Here is a 17007-nt window from a genome sequence, read left to right as displayed (position 1 = left end):
ACATGACTGATCAGCGAAATGATGCGCCTGCCGTCGTGCTTTTGTCGGGTGGGCTGGATTCGATGGTGACCGCCGGTATCGCGCGGGAGCAAGGCTTTCGCCTGAATGCCCTGACCATCGATTATAACCAAAGGCATCGGCGCGAGCTTGAGAGCGCGACGCACATCGCCACCGACCTTGGCGCGGACAGGCATGTCATACTGCCGCTCGACCTGCGTGCCTTTGGCGGGTCTGCGCTGACGGCCGATATCGATGTGCCCAAGGACGGCGTTGGCGATGATATTCCCGTGACCTACGTTCCGGCGAGGAACCTCGTCTTCCTGTCACTGACACTGGCCTGGGCCGAGGCGATTGGCGCACGGGACATTTTCATCGGCGTCAATGCGCTCGACTATTCGGGATATCCCGATTGTCGCCCGGAATTCATCCAGGGCTTTGCCGATCTTGCCCGTCTGGCAACCAAGGCGGGTGCCGAAGGAGGGCAGTTCACGATCCACGCTCCCTTGCAGTATCTTGGCAAGGCGGAGATCGTTTCGGAAGCGTACCGGCTGGGACTCGATCCCGCTGCAAGCTGGTCCTGCTACGACCCGATGCCCGATGGCACTGCATGCGGCAAATGTGACAGCTGCCGGTTGAGGCTCGAAGGCTTCGAAAAGGCTGGCCGCAAGGATCCGATTTCCTACGCCTGAGAGTTGTGGAACTTCCGCTCGGCCAACGAAAAAAGGGGCCGGCGTGAGCCGACCCCTTTCTTGTGTTTCGTTTCCGAGTGATCGGAAAGATTACATGCCCGAACCCGGACCGTACGTGATTTCCACGCGGCGGTTCTGGAGTTCGCGAACCCCGTCGGCGGTCGGCACGCGCGGGTTGCTTTCACCGAAAGCTTCGCTCGTGATGGCCGATGCCGGGATGCTGCGTGCCGTGAGGTAGGACTGGACCGAGTCGTTACGACGCTCGGACAGACCCATGTTGTACTGCACCGAACCCGAACGGTCGGTGTAGCCTGCGAGCATGATCGGAACGCTGTCGCAATCGGCATAAGCCGCAACGGCGCTGTCGAGGATGCCTGCAGCCTCAGGGGTGATCTCAGCCGAATCCCAATCGAAGAACACGATGTAGGGGCCCGTGTTGCAGACTGCTGCCGGCGGCGGCGGTGGCGGCGGGGGCGGGGGCGGCGGGGGCGGCGGCGGGGGCGGAGGCGGCGGGGGAGGCGGCGGAGCCATTCCGAAATTATAGGTCAGCGTGCCCAGCAGCGAGTGCGAGCGGATGTCATGCTGGAAATCGGCGCCGCTCAGATCGACCAGCCCGATGTCGTCGTGACGGAAGTAGCGATACTTCAGGCCAACATCCCAGTTGTCGGTTAGCGGCGCGCGAACGCCGGCGATGGCCTGCCAGGCAAAGCCGGTATCCGAATCGTCGACGATTCCGGTGCCATCGACATTGGTGCGGGCAACGCCGACACCGCCGCCGACGAAGCCCTGAAGACCTTCATCGGGACCGAAATCCAGAAGGCCGTTCACCATGAAGCTCAGGGAATCGTACGTGATGTGCAGGTCTTCGTCGGCAATCAGCGTACCTGCGATATTGGCGCCGTCATCGTCGGTGCCCTTGTAGGCCGCTTCCGCTTCGAGCCGGAACGCGCCGAAATCGTAGCCGACAAGGCCGCCGAAATCGTAGCCGTAGTCCCAGTCGATCGTCGCGGCGTTGTCCACCGCGCCGATGTCGACGTCCGTATCTTCGGTCAGCGTCATGCCGCCGTCGAGTTCGATGTACCATGCATCATCGCGCGCCAGCGCTGGCGTTGCGAGCGCCGTCGAGGCCATTGCCAGGCCGGTAATCAGTTTACGCATTCGCGTTTCCCCTTGTTCCTGGGCGACGTCGCCCGAGGCTGCGTCCCGAAGCTCTATCGGCAGCAATCGGGGCGTGCAAGCGGCGATGTTGCATCGCGAAAGGGGAAGCGATGCCGCCTAAGCCGTTATTCCTGAACGTTTCAGTGCGTCGATAATGTTCGCGATCGCGTCCCGTGCTTCACCATCGACATTCGATCCGCCGGCGGGGGCGTCGATAGCACCTATGGCGTCCCAGCCGTTCGTAAAATGCAGAAATGTCGCCGTGGCGAGGTTGAAAACTCGCATGCCCGGAACCGGCGCGCTGAACAACCACTGCCCCTCGTGATAGCAGGCGATCTTCTCGTCATAACCTTCAAAGGCATTTTGCCCCCCTGTCGCCACGATCCAGCATTCGCCAGAAGCAGGGGCCTGGGGAGGCTGGCTTGCGACGCCCTGAGCAACGGGATGCAGAAGGGCATCGAGCACGACATGCGCTTCGTTGACGAAAAATTCTTTTTGCGTTTGCGCCGCGTGCAGAAAGGGGAGGTTGAACCGCGCGGTGGTTGCACTGAAACCGATAGGATCTGCCATGGGTATCTCCACTCTTGTTGGTTAGAACGTAATCTGGACGGGCAGCGATCGGGCGTGATCGCCGATCTGCCTGATTTCGAACCGAGCCGGTCCTGGCCGTCCCGAAAGAGCAGCAGACGTCGGGCCGTCGAGGTCGAGGCCGGGGACGGTGACTTCCCAGACAAGCGCATCGCCTTCTGCATCGATGAACCGCACCTCGTATCTTTCGCTGCTTTCAACGAGTGGAATGCCGACCTCGTCCGGCCAGGACCAGAACCCTCGCGCGCGGCGGGTCCAGGTGATCGAAATCGACCCACCGCTTGTGACGAGTATCGGACGGATGGGCGAGAGCGGACGCAGGCTCAGGCCGCTTGAGGCCAGAGGGCTTCGCACCGGTTGAGGGTCCGCATGACCGAGTGCAACGACATCGAAGTCCGTGACCGATCCGGCGACGTCCGCGTCGATAGCGGTCAAGTCGTCATCTAGGAGAACGAATGGTTCGTCGTCGACGTGGTTCGCGATCTCGTGCTCCGTACCGCCGCGGCCTCTCAGCAGCGTGGCAAGCTCCCAAAGTCCTTCGCCGCGCGGCACTGCCGAGGCGAACTGGATGATTTCGTTACCCAGTCTCGCCCGGTTTCTTCCCTGCGCCATCTCGTCGACGCTGATCGGCGTGAGCGCGAATTGCGCGTCGGCAAGTTGAACCAGCGGTCTGCTCGACCGGTCGATCAGATAGGCGGGGGCAGCGGGCAGCGGGGACTGGACCGATCCCATGATCGCCCGTCCCCTTTGCGCCGAACCGACCGGCAAGAGAATCCCGTCACCGACATCGACATGCAACGCCGCACCCGTCCAGCCAGCATGGACCGAGGACAGCGCAGCATAGACCCTGCGTTCGTTGCTGCTGCCGGTTCCGTCCCAGGGAAGTTCGAAAGCTTCGAGAAGCGTGGGGCCATTCGTGAGATCGCGAGGCTTGCGGTCGGTTCCCGCGTCGCCTGCCGAACTTATGCCATCGACCGCGGACTGCTGCACCGAGCGTAGTTCGAGTTCGACGCCTGACGAGCGCCATTCCCATCCTGCAACCTGCCATACGGTATTTGAGTCCTTCGGCCTGACGTATGCGCCTGGACGGATCGCCGGATCGATAGCAGCTACGCGGTAGGCCATCCTTTCGCGGCCGCCGAGAGCACGTTCAGCCATTTCCTGCGCTATCCGGTGGGCAGCATCCGCCGTCAGGCCGGCCGGAAATTCAACGGTCTCGATAGCGCCGTTGCCGACCACGCCGCGGCTTCGCTGCAGGCCGGGCTGAAAGTCCCGATCCTTGTCGTAATAGCGAAGACACATCGCCTTTTGCTTGCTGCCAGCCTTGCGTGACCGTTTCGAGCCGGTGGCCTGCCCGAATTCGCCCCGGCTGTCGGCAATCGCAGGAGGTAGTTCGATTGCGTCCGACGGCGTCACGCTGTCCGCGCCGAAAATCGACAGCGAACCACGCGACGCGTCGATGGCCAGCGGGTAGCCGGTGTCGATCATGGCAAGCAGAGAGGTGTCGCTGCCGGTTTCGTGGCTGATGCCCGTCACGCCTTCCAGCTGCATTACGGACTGCAATTCCCGATCGTGACCCAAAAGTGTGACGATTTGGGGAGAGCTTTCACCCGCGATGACTTCGAAAGTCAGCGCAGGAATGCGATTGCCGAAATCCGCCAGCTCCAGATCTTCGAATACGATGTACGAAATGCCGCGGAATGCCGGTGCGCCCGTGCCGACGTCCGATGCGATCAGGGGATCGACGGCCTGATCCTCGCTGCCGTAATAGATGCGCAAGGTGCCTCCGACCTTGAGGTCGCCCCTTGATCCGCGCAGGAGATTGCCGTCGGCCCAGATGCGTCCCACGGACTTGATCGGGCGGCTTGCCAGCGCGACGGCGAAAGACATGGTGTAGCTATAGGTGGTGACCTTGGGCTTGTTCTTGCCGCCGCCGCTCTTGTCCTTGTGTTCGACAAGATCGGTTGCCCAGATGATGCTGCCTGCCGCGCGAACGGTTCCGAAATGCCTCGAAATGGGGCTGCCGTAAGTCGATGTTGTGACGGACAGTTCCTTCAGCCGCGGGCCTTCATGGCTGGGCGATCCGAATACGGCACCGTCGATCGCGCGACCGGCCAATGTGCCCAGTGCGCCTCCAAGCGGCCCACCCAGCGCAGTGCCGACCGTCGTCAGGACCAGAGTTGCCATCGTTCAATCCTTCAATCTTGTGGGGAAGCGCCAGGTCGCCACGGTTTTCCAGGAAGGATCGATCTTCCCGTAGACGACCTTGCGAAGCCCGGCATGAGCGTGGACGAAGCATTCGTTTCCGGCGGCGATGGCCAGATGATGCTGCCCGGCACCGAGATCGAAGAGCACTACTGTGCCCGGTGCCGCGCGGCCTCGCGTCGGGACAAGGCCCGATGCCTCTGCATCTTCGAGCAACCCTTTGATGTCGCTGTTTCGCAGACCGTAGGCCTTGGCGATGCACGCGTTTCCACCAATACGGCCCAGAACGTGAACGACGACACCGAGGCAATCCAGCCCGGTCGCCGGATCTCGCCCACGCAACCGGAACGGAGCGCCGACCAGTTCGAGTGCCGCTGTAGCTGCGGCGGGATCGGTCATCGGGCGGTCGGATAGCGGGCAAGAAGATCGTTGCCCGGCAGGAAAGGTTCGCCCCGAAAGTTGACGGCATTGCCGAACCTGTTGCGGCAAGTTGCCCAGCGGTGGTCGCAGCCTTCTCGCAGTTCGATGCGTGTCCCGGCGGTAACCGTACCGGCAAGAGCGGGAGAGACGACCAACATCCCATTGGCGATCGCGGTAATCTCGTGGACGAGGCCGGTCGCGCTGCCGCTGATCACGCGCAATTCGCCGTCCAGGAAGTCGGCATTGTCGATTTCCGCCAAGACCGACAGGCGCGCGCCGTCGTGGCTTGTCGCGTCAACGGTGGTTTCCAACGTGAAACGAGACGCGGGCAGATTGCAGCCAGGTCCGCAAAAGCGCGCCCGGCACGTAGGACTGGTACGCGGGATCCTATCGAGGTCTAATCTGGCCTTTTCCGATAGAAGTTCTGCGGTGAAGCTGCCGCCGTCTTCGTCAACAGTGCCGATCTCCCCGCTGAAAATGGTCTCGCGTTCAAGCGTCTGCCAATCCACCAGGCCCATTTCGATGCGCGCTTCATCGAACCGGCCAAGGGCAAGGTCTTCAGTCGTGACGGCTGCGTGCGAGAGGCCGCCGCTCATCTCCGCACTGTCGGGCTCGAGATCCGCGCTGAACCGGATGGCGGACGGAACCATGCCGGGCGCGGTCAGGTGGTGGATATCATCGAAGAACAGATCGCGGTCGTGGCTGGTAAAGCCGATCGCGACCCCGTCTTTGCGAAAGATGCGCCACCATGTGGCTACGGTTTCGAGCTCTCCTTCGAACCACACCCTGCTCATGCCGCCTCCCTGACTTCGACGAGCGGCACGCTGGGCGCTTCGCCCGCGGCGAAAACGGCATTGGACACTTCCAGCCGGTCTTCGGCGAACCGCACGGGCACGTCGAACAGATATCCTGCGCGGACGTCTGCGCCTTCGGGCGCTGCATCGTGCAGGCGGATCACGCCACGTTCCTCGATCGACCAGGCCGATGTTTCGACCCCATCCACACTGACACGGATCGTTCCGACGACAGGCCTCGTTATCCGGCGTTCCTGCGCATCGATGTTGCCGTAGCTCTTGATGATCGGGAACAGCGTTTCGATCCCGTCACCGACGCCCAGAAGCTGGTCGAAGGCAGATGGCGTGCCGGCCATCCCGTTGGAGCTGAAATCGTTCGGATCGCGCAGGCGGAAGCCGCGTGCAGCACCCCGGCGAGCGCGGAAGAAGGATAGCAGCGTGCCCAGTTCGGCCTCGGAACGGATGCCGGGCCCTACATCGTAGCGGAGCCTTGCATCCGACCAGATCGAATTGCGATGTTCGTGGCCCGATGCGGTGATCACGATCGTGGTCGAGAACTCGGGGCTGACCGCAGCGCCTCTGCCGAGTGCGAGCGGGTAGGGAATGTCGTCGAAAGCCTGCATGGCGTCCTCATTGCTGGGCGTGGGGAGACGGACGTATCCGTCGCGCATGACCTGGGGGCTGGCCCAGACGAACCGTCGGGCGATGCCGCGTTCGCCCGCTTCGTCGAGGCCCGTATCGATAAGCTGCCAGAACGCAGACGCGTCTTCGCGCAAAAGCACGAAGCCTGAGAGATAGTCCTGCAGATCTTTTGGATAGCCCAGCCGCTCATCGACCGAGGCATAGGCCTTGAGGCGATCGCCTCGCCGGCCTGCGGTCAACCAATCGTAGTCTTCAAGCTGAAGCCGATCGAACGCCGGGTAGGCCCAGCCGGTCGGCAGGTTCGCTCTCGCCGAACCGGGTGTCAGCGGGTCGAGAATGGTCGGCAGGAAGGCGAGCAACCTGACCTCGGCGCTGCCTCCAGCTTCGTCCTTGACCGCGTCGGTCAGCGCGGCGGTCGATGCGGCAAGAAGTGCGCCGGCCTGATCCAGAAGCTGCAATTGTGCTGCGTCCAGATCGCCACGCATCGATGGGATCGCAACTGGGGAGCCGCCGAACGCTTCGCGAGCGTCATCGTCGTAAAGGCAGATGCGGCCATCGGCATAAGTCCACCACCAAGGCTCACCGATCTGGAACTTCGGCTCGGCTCCGCTTGACATCATGAGAGCTAAGGCTGCTCGCGCGACCTGCTGGAGATAGGCCATCGCATCGTCGTTGGCAGGCGAAACAATGTTCGAAGGTGGCGACCATCCTGTCAGTGCGGGATTGCCGTCCAGATCGCGCTGGACCCAGCTTTGCGGGCAATGCATCGCTAGTAGTTCGTATGAAAGCGAGGCAATCGGGGCAAAACCCATGGCCTTTGCGCGAGTGAAAAAGTCCGCGTGCCAGGCCTGTGCGGCGGCGTTGAATGGCGGAGCCTCGGTGTCGATGACGAAGCCGCCAATGCCATCGGCCTTGAGCCTGAAAAAGTGGCTCATGCCAAGATAGTGGACGATCTCACCGCGGTATCCGAGCGCGCGGAGGTTGCGCAAAAGCCGTTCAGGCGTCTGCGTGCCGCAATCGTCGAACGCGGTGCACATGCCGACACCGTGTTCGGGCGTCATCACGTCGCCGGTTTCCAGCAGGGCGCTCTTGCCGTCGGTACGCAAATCGCTGATTTCAGCCCAACCTTCGACGGGCGCAGCAAGGTCACCGCCCGCCGCACTGTATCCCGGCGGGGCGAGGGAGATGAACATCCGGTCGATGTCGGCGCAGTGCACGGGATCGGCCTCTGCGGGCAGCAGGAAGCCGCCGTCGAGCATGGAAAAATCGATGCGGATCAGGGCGTCATCAGGCGCCCCTTCGGCATAGTTCCACAGCCGGACATACCAGGTTCGCGCCGCCCCGTTCGCATCGCGGCCCTCTACCGTCAGCGTCGGGCCGTTCAGCGCGTCCAGTTGTACTATGCCTCCCGAACGCCACCGAAACGAAAGTTGCAGGCCGGTATAGTCCCGGTTGGTGATGTAAGAGGTCAGGGGGTGATCGATGGTGTCGACGCTGTCCCAGATGAGCCCGGCCAGATCGTTGCTGCGATAGAATACGCAATCGACACGCAGGGCGTCGGCAGCGGTCGTGGTGACGGCGGCCATCATCGGGCGCGGGAAGTTCACGGTCCAGAACCGCGGATCGAAGCGCGCGATCCAGTCGCTGTGCTGTCCGTTGCGATTCTTGGCCAACCAGTAGGGCATGATCGTCTGCTCCGATGGTGCGGTTCAATATGAGGAGAGCGCGCGGCGAACGGCGCTGGCGACCTGGCGGCCGGAGCGTTCGAGGCTTTGCGCCGACGAGCTTCCGGGCTGACCGGCCACGTTGATGGAAATGCGGACATCGCGCCCGGCGGACATGGCCAAACCGTTGTCGATGCGTCCCGAACTGGTCGGTACGAAAAGCTCGGGCCCTTTTTCGCCAACCACGTAGGCCGATCCCGGCGAGACATTGCCGCCCGTGGCGCGGCCGGGCAGGCCGAGCAGACCGCCGACCAGTCCGCCAAGACCACCCGAGAGCGACCCACCCAGAGAGGAAATGCCGCTTCGCAGCGCCGCCGCCGCGATCTCGTCAAGCGCACGCAGGGCCGTGCGTTTGAGGTCGTCGAACCCCAGGCTGCCCCGGCGCACTGCGCCGAGCAAGCTGGTTTCGAGGACGTTGCCCGCTCTTGCAAAGCCGTCGACCAGCGTGGTGTCGAACTGTTCACGCATCCGCCCGATATCGGCTGCAAAGCCGTCGGTGCTGGCCCTGACGTCGATCATCAGGGTTTCGATCTCGCTATCCATGGTCCTGCTCCATCATGCGCTGGATGTCGTTTCTCGTGACGCTGCCGTTTGCCTGCGGTTCGTGCATGGCCGTGAAGATGGCGGCGACTTCCGCCGGGGTGGCGAGCCAGAACTCGTCCGGTCGCCACCCCACCATCAGCGCGCACTGGCCGCAAAGCCGCGCTGCCGCGTCGGCGAAGCGGGCTGCGGGGGCTGTCATCAGGCCCCCTGCAGCACCTGCTTCAGCACGGCGCGCAGCGCTGGCGCGCTTGCCGCAAGGCCCTGCGCCGCGATCGCCTCGCCCACGTCGTCGCGGGTCAGGTCGGCGCGGTCTGCAAGGCAGTGCCAGAACAGCGAGGTCATCTCGCTTAACTTCAGGCGGCCTTCGCTCGCCCGTTCGACCAGCGCGAACAGAGGGCCGAGTTCGTCCTCTGCCGCGACAAGGGCGGCAAAGCTTGGGCGCAGGCGACGCTTGCGGCCCATGATCTCGATCGCGGCCTCGCCGCGCGCCGTGTTCACCGGCTCGTCAACGCTCATGCCGCCACCGGAAGCACGGGGCCGGAGCTTTCGAGAGTGAGCGTGTAGTTGCGCTCACCATTGAAATCGCCAGCGTAGTCGAGCCGCTGCACCAGGAAGCGTCCCTGCATGCGCTCGCCATCCTCGAAACTCAGCTCATAGTCGGCGATGGTCCCTGCCAGGGCATGGCCGCGAATGGCGTTCTCTGCCGACGAGCCGAGGAAGATCCCCGCCGCGCTGACAGAGACCTGCCGCACACCGGCGCCCGACAGCAGCTCGCGCCAGCCGCCGGATTCGTTGGTCGTCACGTTCACTGCATCGCCGGTGATCGACATGTTGGTGGTGCGAAGACCGGCGACCGTTTCGTAAGTCGCGGGCGATGCACCGTCGCTTATCTTGAGAAGGAAGGCGCTGCCTTTCTGGGCACTCATGGGGCTGTTCTCCGGTTAGGCAATGAGGGGATCACTTCGCGAGGACGCGGAAGCGGTATTCGAGCAGGACGGCGCGGATCGTTCCGCCGCGCTGCTCAGTGCGGGCGCGCAGGAACTGGCGGCTGACAATGACGAGCGTGGGCTGATCTGCCGGGAAGGCGCCGATCGCGCCTTCGATCGCCTCGACCAGTGATCCCGCCGTTGCAGCATCGTCGCCGCGCGTCTGCAATTCGATGGCGACGCGGATCTCACGGCCCGTCCCGGTCTTGTGGCTCCAGTCCGCGCTGGCGCTGGCGACGATGGCGAGCCAGGGCAGGCTGGACCGGACCGGTGCCTCCTCGCTGATCGCGGCCAGCTCCTGCGATAGCGTGGGCTGGGCTTTGAGGTGTTCGATCAGCGCAGAGCGCAGTGCGATTTCCATGATGGATCAGTCCTTCCAGCGTGGCGCGAAGTCGGGCCAGAGCAGATCGGCCCGGCGCCAGTGAGCGTCGCGCGCGTCGCGTTCGGTCTTGCGCAAGGCCCGTCGGTTCAGCGTGTTGAGCAGTGCACGGAACCCGCCACCACGAAGCGATGCCTCGATCATCCGAGGCGGACCTTGCGCCACGGCTGCCACAGCGCGGCCACGGCGCGCGGCGGGGCGACGCTGGCATTACCGGTGTCGCGTGTGCGGTGGTGATGCGCTGCCAGGCGGATCGTGCCTTGCCGCAAGGCTTCGGGCAGGCCCGTCCAGTCGACGGCCAGACCGGCAGTGAACCGCACGGCCAGACGCTTGTCAGGCACGCTGGTGATCACGCGGAAGCGGCCCGTGCCGTCTGCGTCGATGTCGATTTCGAAAGTGGCGGGATCGAGCGTGATCCGCGTTCCGTCCAGCGCGATCCTGTCGATGCCGACGATGCTGGTCACCGGCTTGGTCGCAAGCGCCTGCCAGCCACTGATCGAGACCAGCGGGCGAACTGGCCAGACTTCCTCGCAGGTCGTCTCGATCGGGCGCGATCCGGTATAGGCTTCGCAAATGTCGAGCGAGGCGTTCAGGAGATTGCCGAGCAGCGCGTCTTCGCGCGTGGAATTGATGCCCAGCCACTCCTTCAGCTCGGTCAGGGCCGAGGGGGGAAGGGGGACTGGGGCAAGAATGGCGCGCTTCATAGCGGTCCAGCCTTTCCTGTCGAAAACTGTTCAGAAAAAAGGCGCCCGCACCGGCGATTATGGCCGGTGCGGGCGCCCAGGGGGCGCAGGTCACGCGGGAAGGGGACACCGCGTGACCTGCATCGGGGCCTGGAGGGGATCAGGCCTCGATCTTGAGGAGCTTGATCGCATCGCTGTCGAGCACCTGCCCGCCGATCCGCTTCGTCGCGTAGAAGTGGACGAAGGGCTTGTTCGAAAACGGATCGCGCAGGATCGAGGTCGCCGTCCGTTCGGCGATCAGGTAACCGGCGCGGAAGTTGCCGAATGCGATGGGCGTGGTGCCCGCCGCGATGTCGGGCATGTCCTCGGCCTCGATGATCGGATAGCCGAGCAGGCGATCGGGCTGCCCTTCGATCAGGCCCGGCTGCCACAGGAATGCGCCGTCCGAAGTCTTGAGCTTGCGAACCGAAGCCATGGTGGCCGAGTTCATGACCCAGCTCGCGCCCTGGCGATGCGATGCCTTCAGCGTGTGGACCAGATCGATCAGTTTTGCCTCGGGCGCGGTGTCGAAACCGCTGGCATTGCCCGACCCGACGTACTGCAGCGAACCGAAAGTGCGGGCCGCGTCATCGGCGGTCGACTGGTTCGACATCAGGAAGCCGAGCGGCTGATCGACGCCGGTGCCGTTCACGAAGGCGGCCCCTTCGGCGCGGGCGAACTCGGTCGCGATCTCGTCGGCAAGCCATGCTTCAAGGTCGAAACCGGCATCGTCCAGCATGGACTGGCTGGCCGCCGGATTGGCGTAAAGTTCGCCGGTCGGCGGGGCGATTTCGTGGAAGGTCGGCGTTGCGGTTTCGGGACGTGCCGCCGCTTCGCTGACCCAGCCCGAGGACGTGCCCGAACCGGTCACCAGCTTGCGATAACCGGCGCTTCCGACCTGGACGACCTGCGCGATCTGGCGGATCGGGCTGATCTCCTTCAGCGAACGGGCGATCATCGCATCCAGTTCACGCGGCACGGCATAGCCGCCGTCGCTCTGCACAGTGCCCGAGATCGATTTCAGTTCGGCCTCGCGGCCCTGACGCAGATAGTTGTTCACGAAGCCCTTCACTTCGGCGCTCTGCATCGCAGGCATGGCAGACTGACCGCCCTCGATCATCGGGCGGGCCGCGGCGCGGCTCACCTTTTCGAGGCGGCCTTTGACTTCATCGACGTCGCGGCGCAGGCCTTTGATGGCCTCGTCGGCGGCGTCCTGGCGCGCAACAATATCGAAGGAGGCATCGAGGCCTTCCATCTTGGTTTCCATATTCATGGGGCAATTCACCTTTCGCACATGAAAAAGGCCGCCATCTGCGGGCGACCGTTCGGGTTGCTGCCAGGGGGCAGCCTTCGATCCGCGCGCCGGTTCTGGCGGGCGGAAATTCGGGGGGATCAGTTAACGAAGTGGACGCGCGCGCTGTGCTGCATCGGGCGGTGGACGAGGCTCACTTCGAAGATGTCGACTTGCGCCAGTTCGCGGCCCTGACGGCCATCGGCGTGAGTGACCGATTTCGATGCCTTGGCGCGGTATCCGAACGACAGGCCGGACAGCTTGCCGTCTTTCAGCAGACGGGCTGCCGCGCTGTCGGGATTGTCGATACGGGCAACGACGCGCAGGCCGCGTTCGTCCTCGCCGATGCGTTCGACCCAGCCGATCTGCTGGTCGGGGCGGTGCTGCCAGAGCAGGGGGATCGGATCGCCCGAAAGCCTGCGCGCTTCCAAGCTGGCCGTGAATGCGCCGGGACGGATGAGGTCGCGGCCTGCGTCGATCCGGTCGAACAAGGCGGCGTATCCGGCAAAGCGGACGGCATCGAAGCCGGTTGTGAACTTTGTTTCCAATAATTGTGGGGTGTCGTGTTTCATCGGACGAGATCTCCAAGGCCCAGGCGGACGGCAATCGCAAAGAGGAGGAGGGCAAGAACGCCGCGCACGACCCACTCGACCGCCGCGCGCCATGCACTGCGTTTCGCATCGCGCCATGCGGCGAGCAGTTCGCGCAGCTCGGCTAGGTCCTCGTGCGCGGTTGCGTCGTCGAGGCCCATGCGGGCAAGCACGCGGGACGCGCCCAGTTCGCTCGCTTCCTCGACCATGGCGCGCAGCGTTACGAAGTCGCCGCCCGCGTCTTCCGCCTGCGCGATGAGGCGGGCCAGAAGGTCCTGCCGGTTCATTCCTTCGGCTCCTCAGGCTTATCCGTGCGTGGAGGAAGGCCAAGCATCGCTCGCTTCTCATCGTCGCTGAGGAAGTCCGCATCGGCGACTTGTGACCACAGCTTCTCGCGGTCCTCTGACAGGGCGGGAACCCGGTCGAGGTCGATGGCGAGCCCGGTATCGGGGAACCACGGCGCCAGCGTTTCGGCCAGAGCGTCGAGGATCTTGCTCGCCAGCGGAAGCAGCGTCAGCCGCCACAGCGCACGGTTCGCCTCGCGGTAGTTCGAATAGGTATTGTCGCCCGGCAGGCCGAGCAGCATCGGCGGAACGCCGAAGGCCAGTGCGATATCGCGCGCCGCTGCACTTTTCAGCGTGGCAAAATCCATGTCGGCAGGCGACATCGACATCGACTGCCACTTGAGCCCGCCTTCGAGCAGCATCGGGCGGCCGGCATTGCCGGAGCCCTGGAAGGCGTTCGCAAGTTCCGCCTTAAGCCTTTCGAACTGGTCCGACGTCAGCGTCGCGCCATCGCCGGTTTCATAGACGAGAGCGCCCGAAGGACGGGCCGCGTTTTCCAGCAGCACGCGGTTCCAGCGCGCGGCGGCGTTGTGGATCGCAACCGCTTCGTTCGCGGCGGTCAGGCAGCCTGCGCCGTAATGGTCGTCGCCGGGGTGGAAACAGCGGATGTGGACGACATTGGGATATTGCGCATCGTCCTCCACCGGGATCGTCATCGCGTTTTCGCCCACGCGATACCGATAGGCGGCAGGCCATCCGTCGGGGCCGGATTCGACACTGATGCGTTCGGGGCGAAGCGCGAAAAGCTCGACCGGGCGGCCTGAAGCGTCCTTGATGACCTGAACGTAGCCGTTGCCGTGAAGCAGGACCTGTGCCGCGATCGTTTCCAGCAGGGACTGCCCCGCGCTGGTCGCGGTGACGAGCTTGATCAGTTCGGGATCGGCCTGCTTCAGCGGCGCACCTGCCACGCCTTCTGACACCATGCGGATGGCGCGCTGGGCGACGGGGTTGTCCAGATAGGCCCGCCCGACCGCACTGCGGTATTCATAGGGCAGGGCGCCGTTACCGCCATCGGCGAACAGCCAGGGGGAAGCGAAGGGGCGCGCCAGTGGCGGTCGCTCCGCCGGGGCGCTGCCTTTGAAGGCAGCACCCAGCGTTTCGAGAAACGACATTGCGGTGTCTCCTGTTACACGCGAAAATCCGTGAAAGGTCGGGCTATTGCGCCCAGACCCGGGGGCGCCCGCGGGCACCCAGCATCAGTTCGGTCAGCGCCCAGACGAGCGCGTCGGCCCGGTCGGGCGAACGGCCGGGGCCATGGTATTCGCCGCCGATGTCCAGTGCGCACATCTCGTCCTCCAGTTCGGGAAAGACCCCGACATGGAAAACGCGCCCCGCTTCGTAGAGCGCGGCGACGGGTTCGGCGCGGGCGACTTTGCCGCGGCTGGCGTGGACGAGCCGGATCGGCAGGTTCACTTCCGCTGCACGCAGCACGCTTTCGACCATGGCACCGCCCTGGTTCGCCTCTGCAATCACGCGGTCCGCGTTCCAGATCGCCGCGGCCCCCGCGACGGCACGGGCCCATCGCTCGGGGCTTGGCCTTGTAACCGAGCAATCGGCCAGGACGCGCGCGTGGCCGTCCTGGCCAAGGCCCGCCACGATGATGCCGCAGGCGTCGCCGTTGCTGCTGGCGGGCGGGTCGACGCCGACCACGATGCGCGACAGGGCGGCTGGCTTGCCACGGCACTTTTCCAGCAGGGCTCGGGTCCAAAGCGCGCCTTCGAGATCGGTCAGCAGTTCGCCGCCAAGCTCCTGCCTGCCGAGCGCTGATCCGCCGAGCGCGGCCTCGATGTCGCGAAGAAACCGTGAGGGCAGGTTCGCGGCGTTTTCCCGGCTGCGGCCCGTGACCATGACGGTGCGGCCCCCGGCCGAACCATTCGCGATCCTTTGCATCAGCGGCACCGCGCGCGGCGTGGTCGTCGCCAGCACCGACGGTTTTTCACCAAGCCTCAGGCCCAGCATCAGGTTGTCCCATGCCTTGTCGGCCCGGTTTCCGGCGGTCTCCCATTTTGCAATCTCGTCGCACCATGCGTGCGAATGTTGTGGCCCACGCAGGCTCTCCGGCTCCGCGGCGGAAAACATCGTGGCCGTCGCGCCATTGGGGAATGTCAGTTTCCTGAGCGAGGGTTCGAACACAGGGCGAAAGCGCGGCGTGCAGCACGCGATAATGCCGCTTTCGCCTTCGACCATGACTGCCCTCGTTTCGCTGAGCGATGCGCCGACCAGGGCAATGCGTGCATCGGGATCGCGCCGCGCGACGGATCGTATCCATTCGGCCCCGGCGCGCGTCTTGCCAAAACCGCGTCCCGCGCAGATGAGCCAGATGCGCCAGTCGGCCTGCGGCGGCAGCTGTTCGGGCCGTGCCCAAAGTTCCCAGTGATGTTTCAATTCCTCACGCTCGGCCTCGCTCAACGTGCCGAGCATGAGAGTGCGTTCTTCCTCGCCCAGCGTAAGCAGCCAGGCGAGGCGGGATTGCCCGCTCACTTATCCGCGTCGCTATCGGCATTGAGGGCGGGCAGGGCAGTGGCTGCCTCGCTTTCGGCGGCCTCCCGCATCCTTTCGCGCATGAGGTCGAGCTTGGCATTGATCGAGGCGATGATCTCCTCCTCGTCCATTTGTTGTTCGTTGGCCCGCATCTTGCTGACCGTCTCCCTGTGGGCGATCAGCAGGCGTAGCGAATTGGCATTGTCGAACTTGCGCTTTCGTTTGGTTGCCGCGCTTTCGCATTCACCCATGCGCAGGCGGCGCAGCAGCTCCAGTTCAAGAATATCGTATCCATCGCACAGCGCCTGGAACCAGGCCTTGGCAAAGGCAGGATCGGTGCGGCGCTGGCGATAGACCGTGCCGGTGTCGATCTTTGCGGCGCGGGCGGCGGCCTTGATGTTCGATGTGCCCGAAAGCGTGTCGAGAAAGACCTGCTTCCAGTCTGCAGGCGCGCGGCGACCCGCCGGGGTGGAACCCTGAGCCATGTAGACCTCCCTGTTGGCTGACCGCGAGAGCCCGTCGCCACGCTCCTGGCGACTCGCTCTATCGCGATGTTCAATTTGTCTAACCAAAGAGCGTGACAATGTCAATATAAAAGTACCAAATGGGTTATTTCTGGGTTTCGACCTTTGCCCCTGTCCATTTCGATTGGTTCGGCTAAACAACACCTTCGGGTCGGATCGCTGCCGGGCGATCGCAGCAATCGAAGGATCGGGTCGCGTGCTTCGCAAGCTTTACGAATGGACGATGGAAAAGGCGCAACATCGCCATGCCGAACGCTGGCTGGCCGGGTTCGCTTTCGTCGAATCGAGCTTCTTTCCGATTCCGCCGCACCCGCTGCTCGGCCTCATGTGCCTGGCCAATCCGAAGAAGGCGGTGCGCTATGCGCTGATCACCACCATCGCATCGGTGCTGGGCGGCCTGTTCGGCTATGCGATCGGATATTTCCTCTACGACACGCTTGGCCAATGGCTTATTGCCACACTCGGCCTGCAGGAGGCGTTCCCCAAGGCGGCCTGTTACTTGCGCGAATATGATGTCGAGGTGATCCTGCTTGCCGGATCGACCCCGGTGCCGTTCAAGCTGCTGACGATCACCGCCGGCTTCATCCAGATGGCGCTTTTGCCGTTCATCCTGGCCAGCATCGCCGGACGCGGCCTGATCTTCATGAGCTGCGGCATCCTGTTCCGTGTCTTCGGCGCGCCGATCAAGACGTTTATCGACAAGTACCTCGGCTGGGTGACGGCTGCTTTCATCGTGCTAGTCGTTGCCGGTTTCGTCGCGTTGTCGTTCCTTGGCGGAGGCAGCGAGGGGGCGAAGACGGCATGCGATCTCGCCACTTCGGTACGACCAGCCTGATTGCTGCACTGCACAATTTGTCATTGACGCAACCGGATCTTTACCGGATCATGTCATCGTTGTTTTCCAGTGATCGCATGATACGCGGCACG

General features: G+C 64.0%; 21 protein-coding genes. 2 read left to right on the top strand and 19 right to left on the bottom strand.

All coding sequences use genetic code 11. The annotated features are described in order from the left end of the window. Window positions 1–2: 2 nt before the first annotated feature. A complete protein-coding gene (gene queC / locus FAX90_RS04270; RefSeq protein ID WP_144095828.1) occupies window positions 3–689 on the top strand; it encodes a 7-cyano-7-deazaguanine synthase QueC in 687 nt (228 codons plus the stop codon). A gap of 90 nt (window positions 690–779) precedes the next feature. Here the strand turns inward: queC and FAX90_RS04265 are convergent, their stop codons facing one another. The 19 genes from FAX90_RS04265 to FAX90_RS04180 all read right to left on the bottom strand — a co-directional run bounded on the left by FAX90_RS04265 (window position 780) and on the right by FAX90_RS04180 (window position 16041). After that, window positions 780–1847 (bottom strand): OmpA family protein, encoded by a 1068-nt coding sequence (locus tag FAX90_RS04265; RefSeq protein ID WP_144095826.1) that lies wholly within the window; start codon window positions 1845–1847, stop codon window positions 780–782. Between the two features lie 117 nt (window positions 1848–1964). Continuing rightward, on the bottom strand, window positions 1965–2417 hold the full coding sequence (locus FAX90_RS04260; RefSeq protein WP_144095824.1) for a DUF2793 domain-containing protein: 453 nt from the start codon (window positions 2415–2417) through the stop codon (window positions 1965–1967). 21 nt (window positions 2418–2438) lie between these two features. Beyond that, window positions 2439–4622 carry a phage tail protein gene (locus tag FAX90_RS04255; RefSeq protein ID WP_144095822.1) on the bottom strand — a complete coding sequence of 728 codons (2184 nt, stop codon included), beginning with the start codon at window positions 4620–4622 and terminating at the stop codon, window positions 2439–2441. A 3-nt stretch (window positions 4623–4625) separates the two neighbouring features. Beyond that, complete coding sequence (locus tag FAX90_RS04250) at window positions 4626–5039, bottom strand: NlpC/P60 family protein (protein ID WP_144095820.1); 414 nt, start codon at window positions 5037–5039, stop codon at window positions 4626–4628. Then, window positions 5036–5854 carry a DUF2163 domain-containing protein gene (locus FAX90_RS04245; protein ID WP_144095818.1) on the bottom strand — a complete coding sequence of 273 codons (819 nt, stop codon included), beginning with the start codon at window positions 5852–5854 and terminating at the stop codon, window positions 5036–5038. The genes FAX90_RS04250 and FAX90_RS04245 overlap by 4 nt, the downstream gene beginning before the upstream one ends. Further along, window positions 5851–8181, bottom strand: a complete 2331-nt coding sequence (locus FAX90_RS04240) for a DUF2460 domain-containing protein (protein ID WP_144095816.1) — start codon at window positions 8179–8181, stop codon at window positions 5851–5853. The genes FAX90_RS04245 and FAX90_RS04240 overlap by 4 nt, the downstream gene beginning before the upstream one ends. 24 nt (window positions 8182–8205) lie before the next feature. Next, window positions 8206–8763, bottom strand: a complete 558-nt coding sequence (locus FAX90_RS04235) for a tail tape measure protein (RefSeq protein WP_144095814.1) — start codon at window positions 8761–8763, stop codon at window positions 8206–8208. Continuing rightward, window positions 8756–8962 (bottom strand): phage tail assembly chaperone, encoded by a 207-nt coding sequence (locus FAX90_RS04230; protein ID WP_144095812.1) that lies wholly within the window; start codon window positions 8960–8962, stop codon window positions 8756–8758. The genes FAX90_RS04235 and FAX90_RS04230 overlap by 8 nt, the downstream gene beginning before the upstream one ends. Continuing rightward, on the bottom strand, window positions 8962–9279 hold the full coding sequence (locus FAX90_RS04225) for a gene transfer agent family protein (RefSeq protein ID WP_144095810.1): 318 nt from the start codon (window positions 9277–9279) through the stop codon (window positions 8962–8964). Before FAX90_RS04225 ends, FAX90_RS04230 begins: the two co-directional genes overlap by 1 nt. Continuing rightward, window positions 9276–9689: a phage major tail protein, TP901-1 family gene (locus FAX90_RS04220; RefSeq protein WP_144095808.1), complete on the bottom strand. Its 414-nt coding sequence runs from the start codon at window positions 9687–9689 to the stop codon at window positions 9276–9278. Before FAX90_RS04220 ends, FAX90_RS04225 begins: the two co-directional genes overlap by 4 nt. Window positions 9690–9720: 31 nt before the next feature. Continuing rightward, window positions 9721–10110 (bottom strand): DUF3168 domain-containing protein, encoded by a 390-nt coding sequence (locus FAX90_RS04215; RefSeq protein ID WP_144095807.1) that lies wholly within the window; start codon window positions 10108–10110, stop codon window positions 9721–9723. 6 nt (window positions 10111–10116) lie between these two features. Beyond that, window positions 10117–10272 (bottom strand): hypothetical protein, encoded by a 156-nt coding sequence (locus tag FAX90_RS16515; protein WP_170234855.1) that lies wholly within the window; start codon window positions 10270–10272, stop codon window positions 10117–10119. Beyond that, window positions 10269–10832, bottom strand: coding sequence for a head-tail connector protein (locus tag FAX90_RS04210; RefSeq protein WP_144095805.1), 564 nt, complete (start codon window positions 10830–10832; stop codon window positions 10269–10271). Before FAX90_RS04210 ends, FAX90_RS16515 begins: the two co-directional genes overlap by 4 nt. A gap of 139 nt (window positions 10833–10971) precedes the next feature. After that, complete coding sequence (locus tag FAX90_RS04205; RefSeq protein ID WP_420810956.1) at window positions 10972–12123, bottom strand: phage major capsid protein; 1152 nt, start codon at window positions 12121–12123, stop codon at window positions 10972–10974. 119 nt (window positions 12124–12242) lie between these two features. After that, window positions 12243–12713, bottom strand: a complete 471-nt coding sequence (locus FAX90_RS04200; protein ID WP_144095803.1) for an HK97 family phage prohead protease — start codon at window positions 12711–12713, stop codon at window positions 12243–12245. After that, the gene (locus FAX90_RS04195; RefSeq protein WP_144095801.1) at window positions 12710–13018 is read right to left on the bottom strand and encodes a DUF6127 family protein; all 309 of its coding nucleotides are present in this window, start codon (window positions 13016–13018) and stop codon (window positions 12710–12712) included. Before FAX90_RS04195 ends, FAX90_RS04200 begins: the two co-directional genes overlap by 4 nt. Beyond that, window positions 13015–14187, bottom strand: a complete 1173-nt coding sequence (locus FAX90_RS04190; protein ID WP_144095800.1) for a phage portal protein — start codon at window positions 14185–14187, stop codon at window positions 13015–13017. The genes FAX90_RS04195 and FAX90_RS04190 overlap by 4 nt, the downstream gene beginning before the upstream one ends. A 43-nt stretch (window positions 14188–14230) precedes the next feature. Then, the gene (locus FAX90_RS04185; protein ID WP_144096834.1) at window positions 14231–15496 is read right to left on the bottom strand and encodes a DNA-packaging protein; all 1266 of its coding nucleotides are present in this window, start codon (window positions 15494–15496) and stop codon (window positions 14231–14233) included. A gap of 56 nt (window positions 15497–15552) precedes the next feature. Then, on the bottom strand, window positions 15553–16041 hold the full coding sequence (locus FAX90_RS04180; protein WP_144095798.1) for a hypothetical protein: 489 nt from the start codon (window positions 16039–16041) through the stop codon (window positions 15553–15555). 235 nt (window positions 16042–16276) lie between these two features. Here FAX90_RS04180 and FAX90_RS04175 point away from each other — a divergent pair, with 235 nt between their 5' ends. Then, window positions 16277–16915, top strand: a complete 639-nt coding sequence (locus tag FAX90_RS04175; protein WP_144095796.1) for a YqaA family protein — start codon at window positions 16277–16279, stop codon at window positions 16913–16915. Window positions 16916–17007 lie beyond the last annotated feature (92 nt).

The sequence above is a fragment of the Croceicoccus sediminis genome (assembly GCF_007570835.1).
Taxonomy (GTDB): domain Bacteria; phylum Pseudomonadota; class Alphaproteobacteria; order Sphingomonadales; family Sphingomonadaceae; genus Croceicoccus; species Croceicoccus sediminis.
Note: the sequence above shows the minus strand (reverse complement) of the source record. Positions and strands in the feature narration are given on the sequence as shown.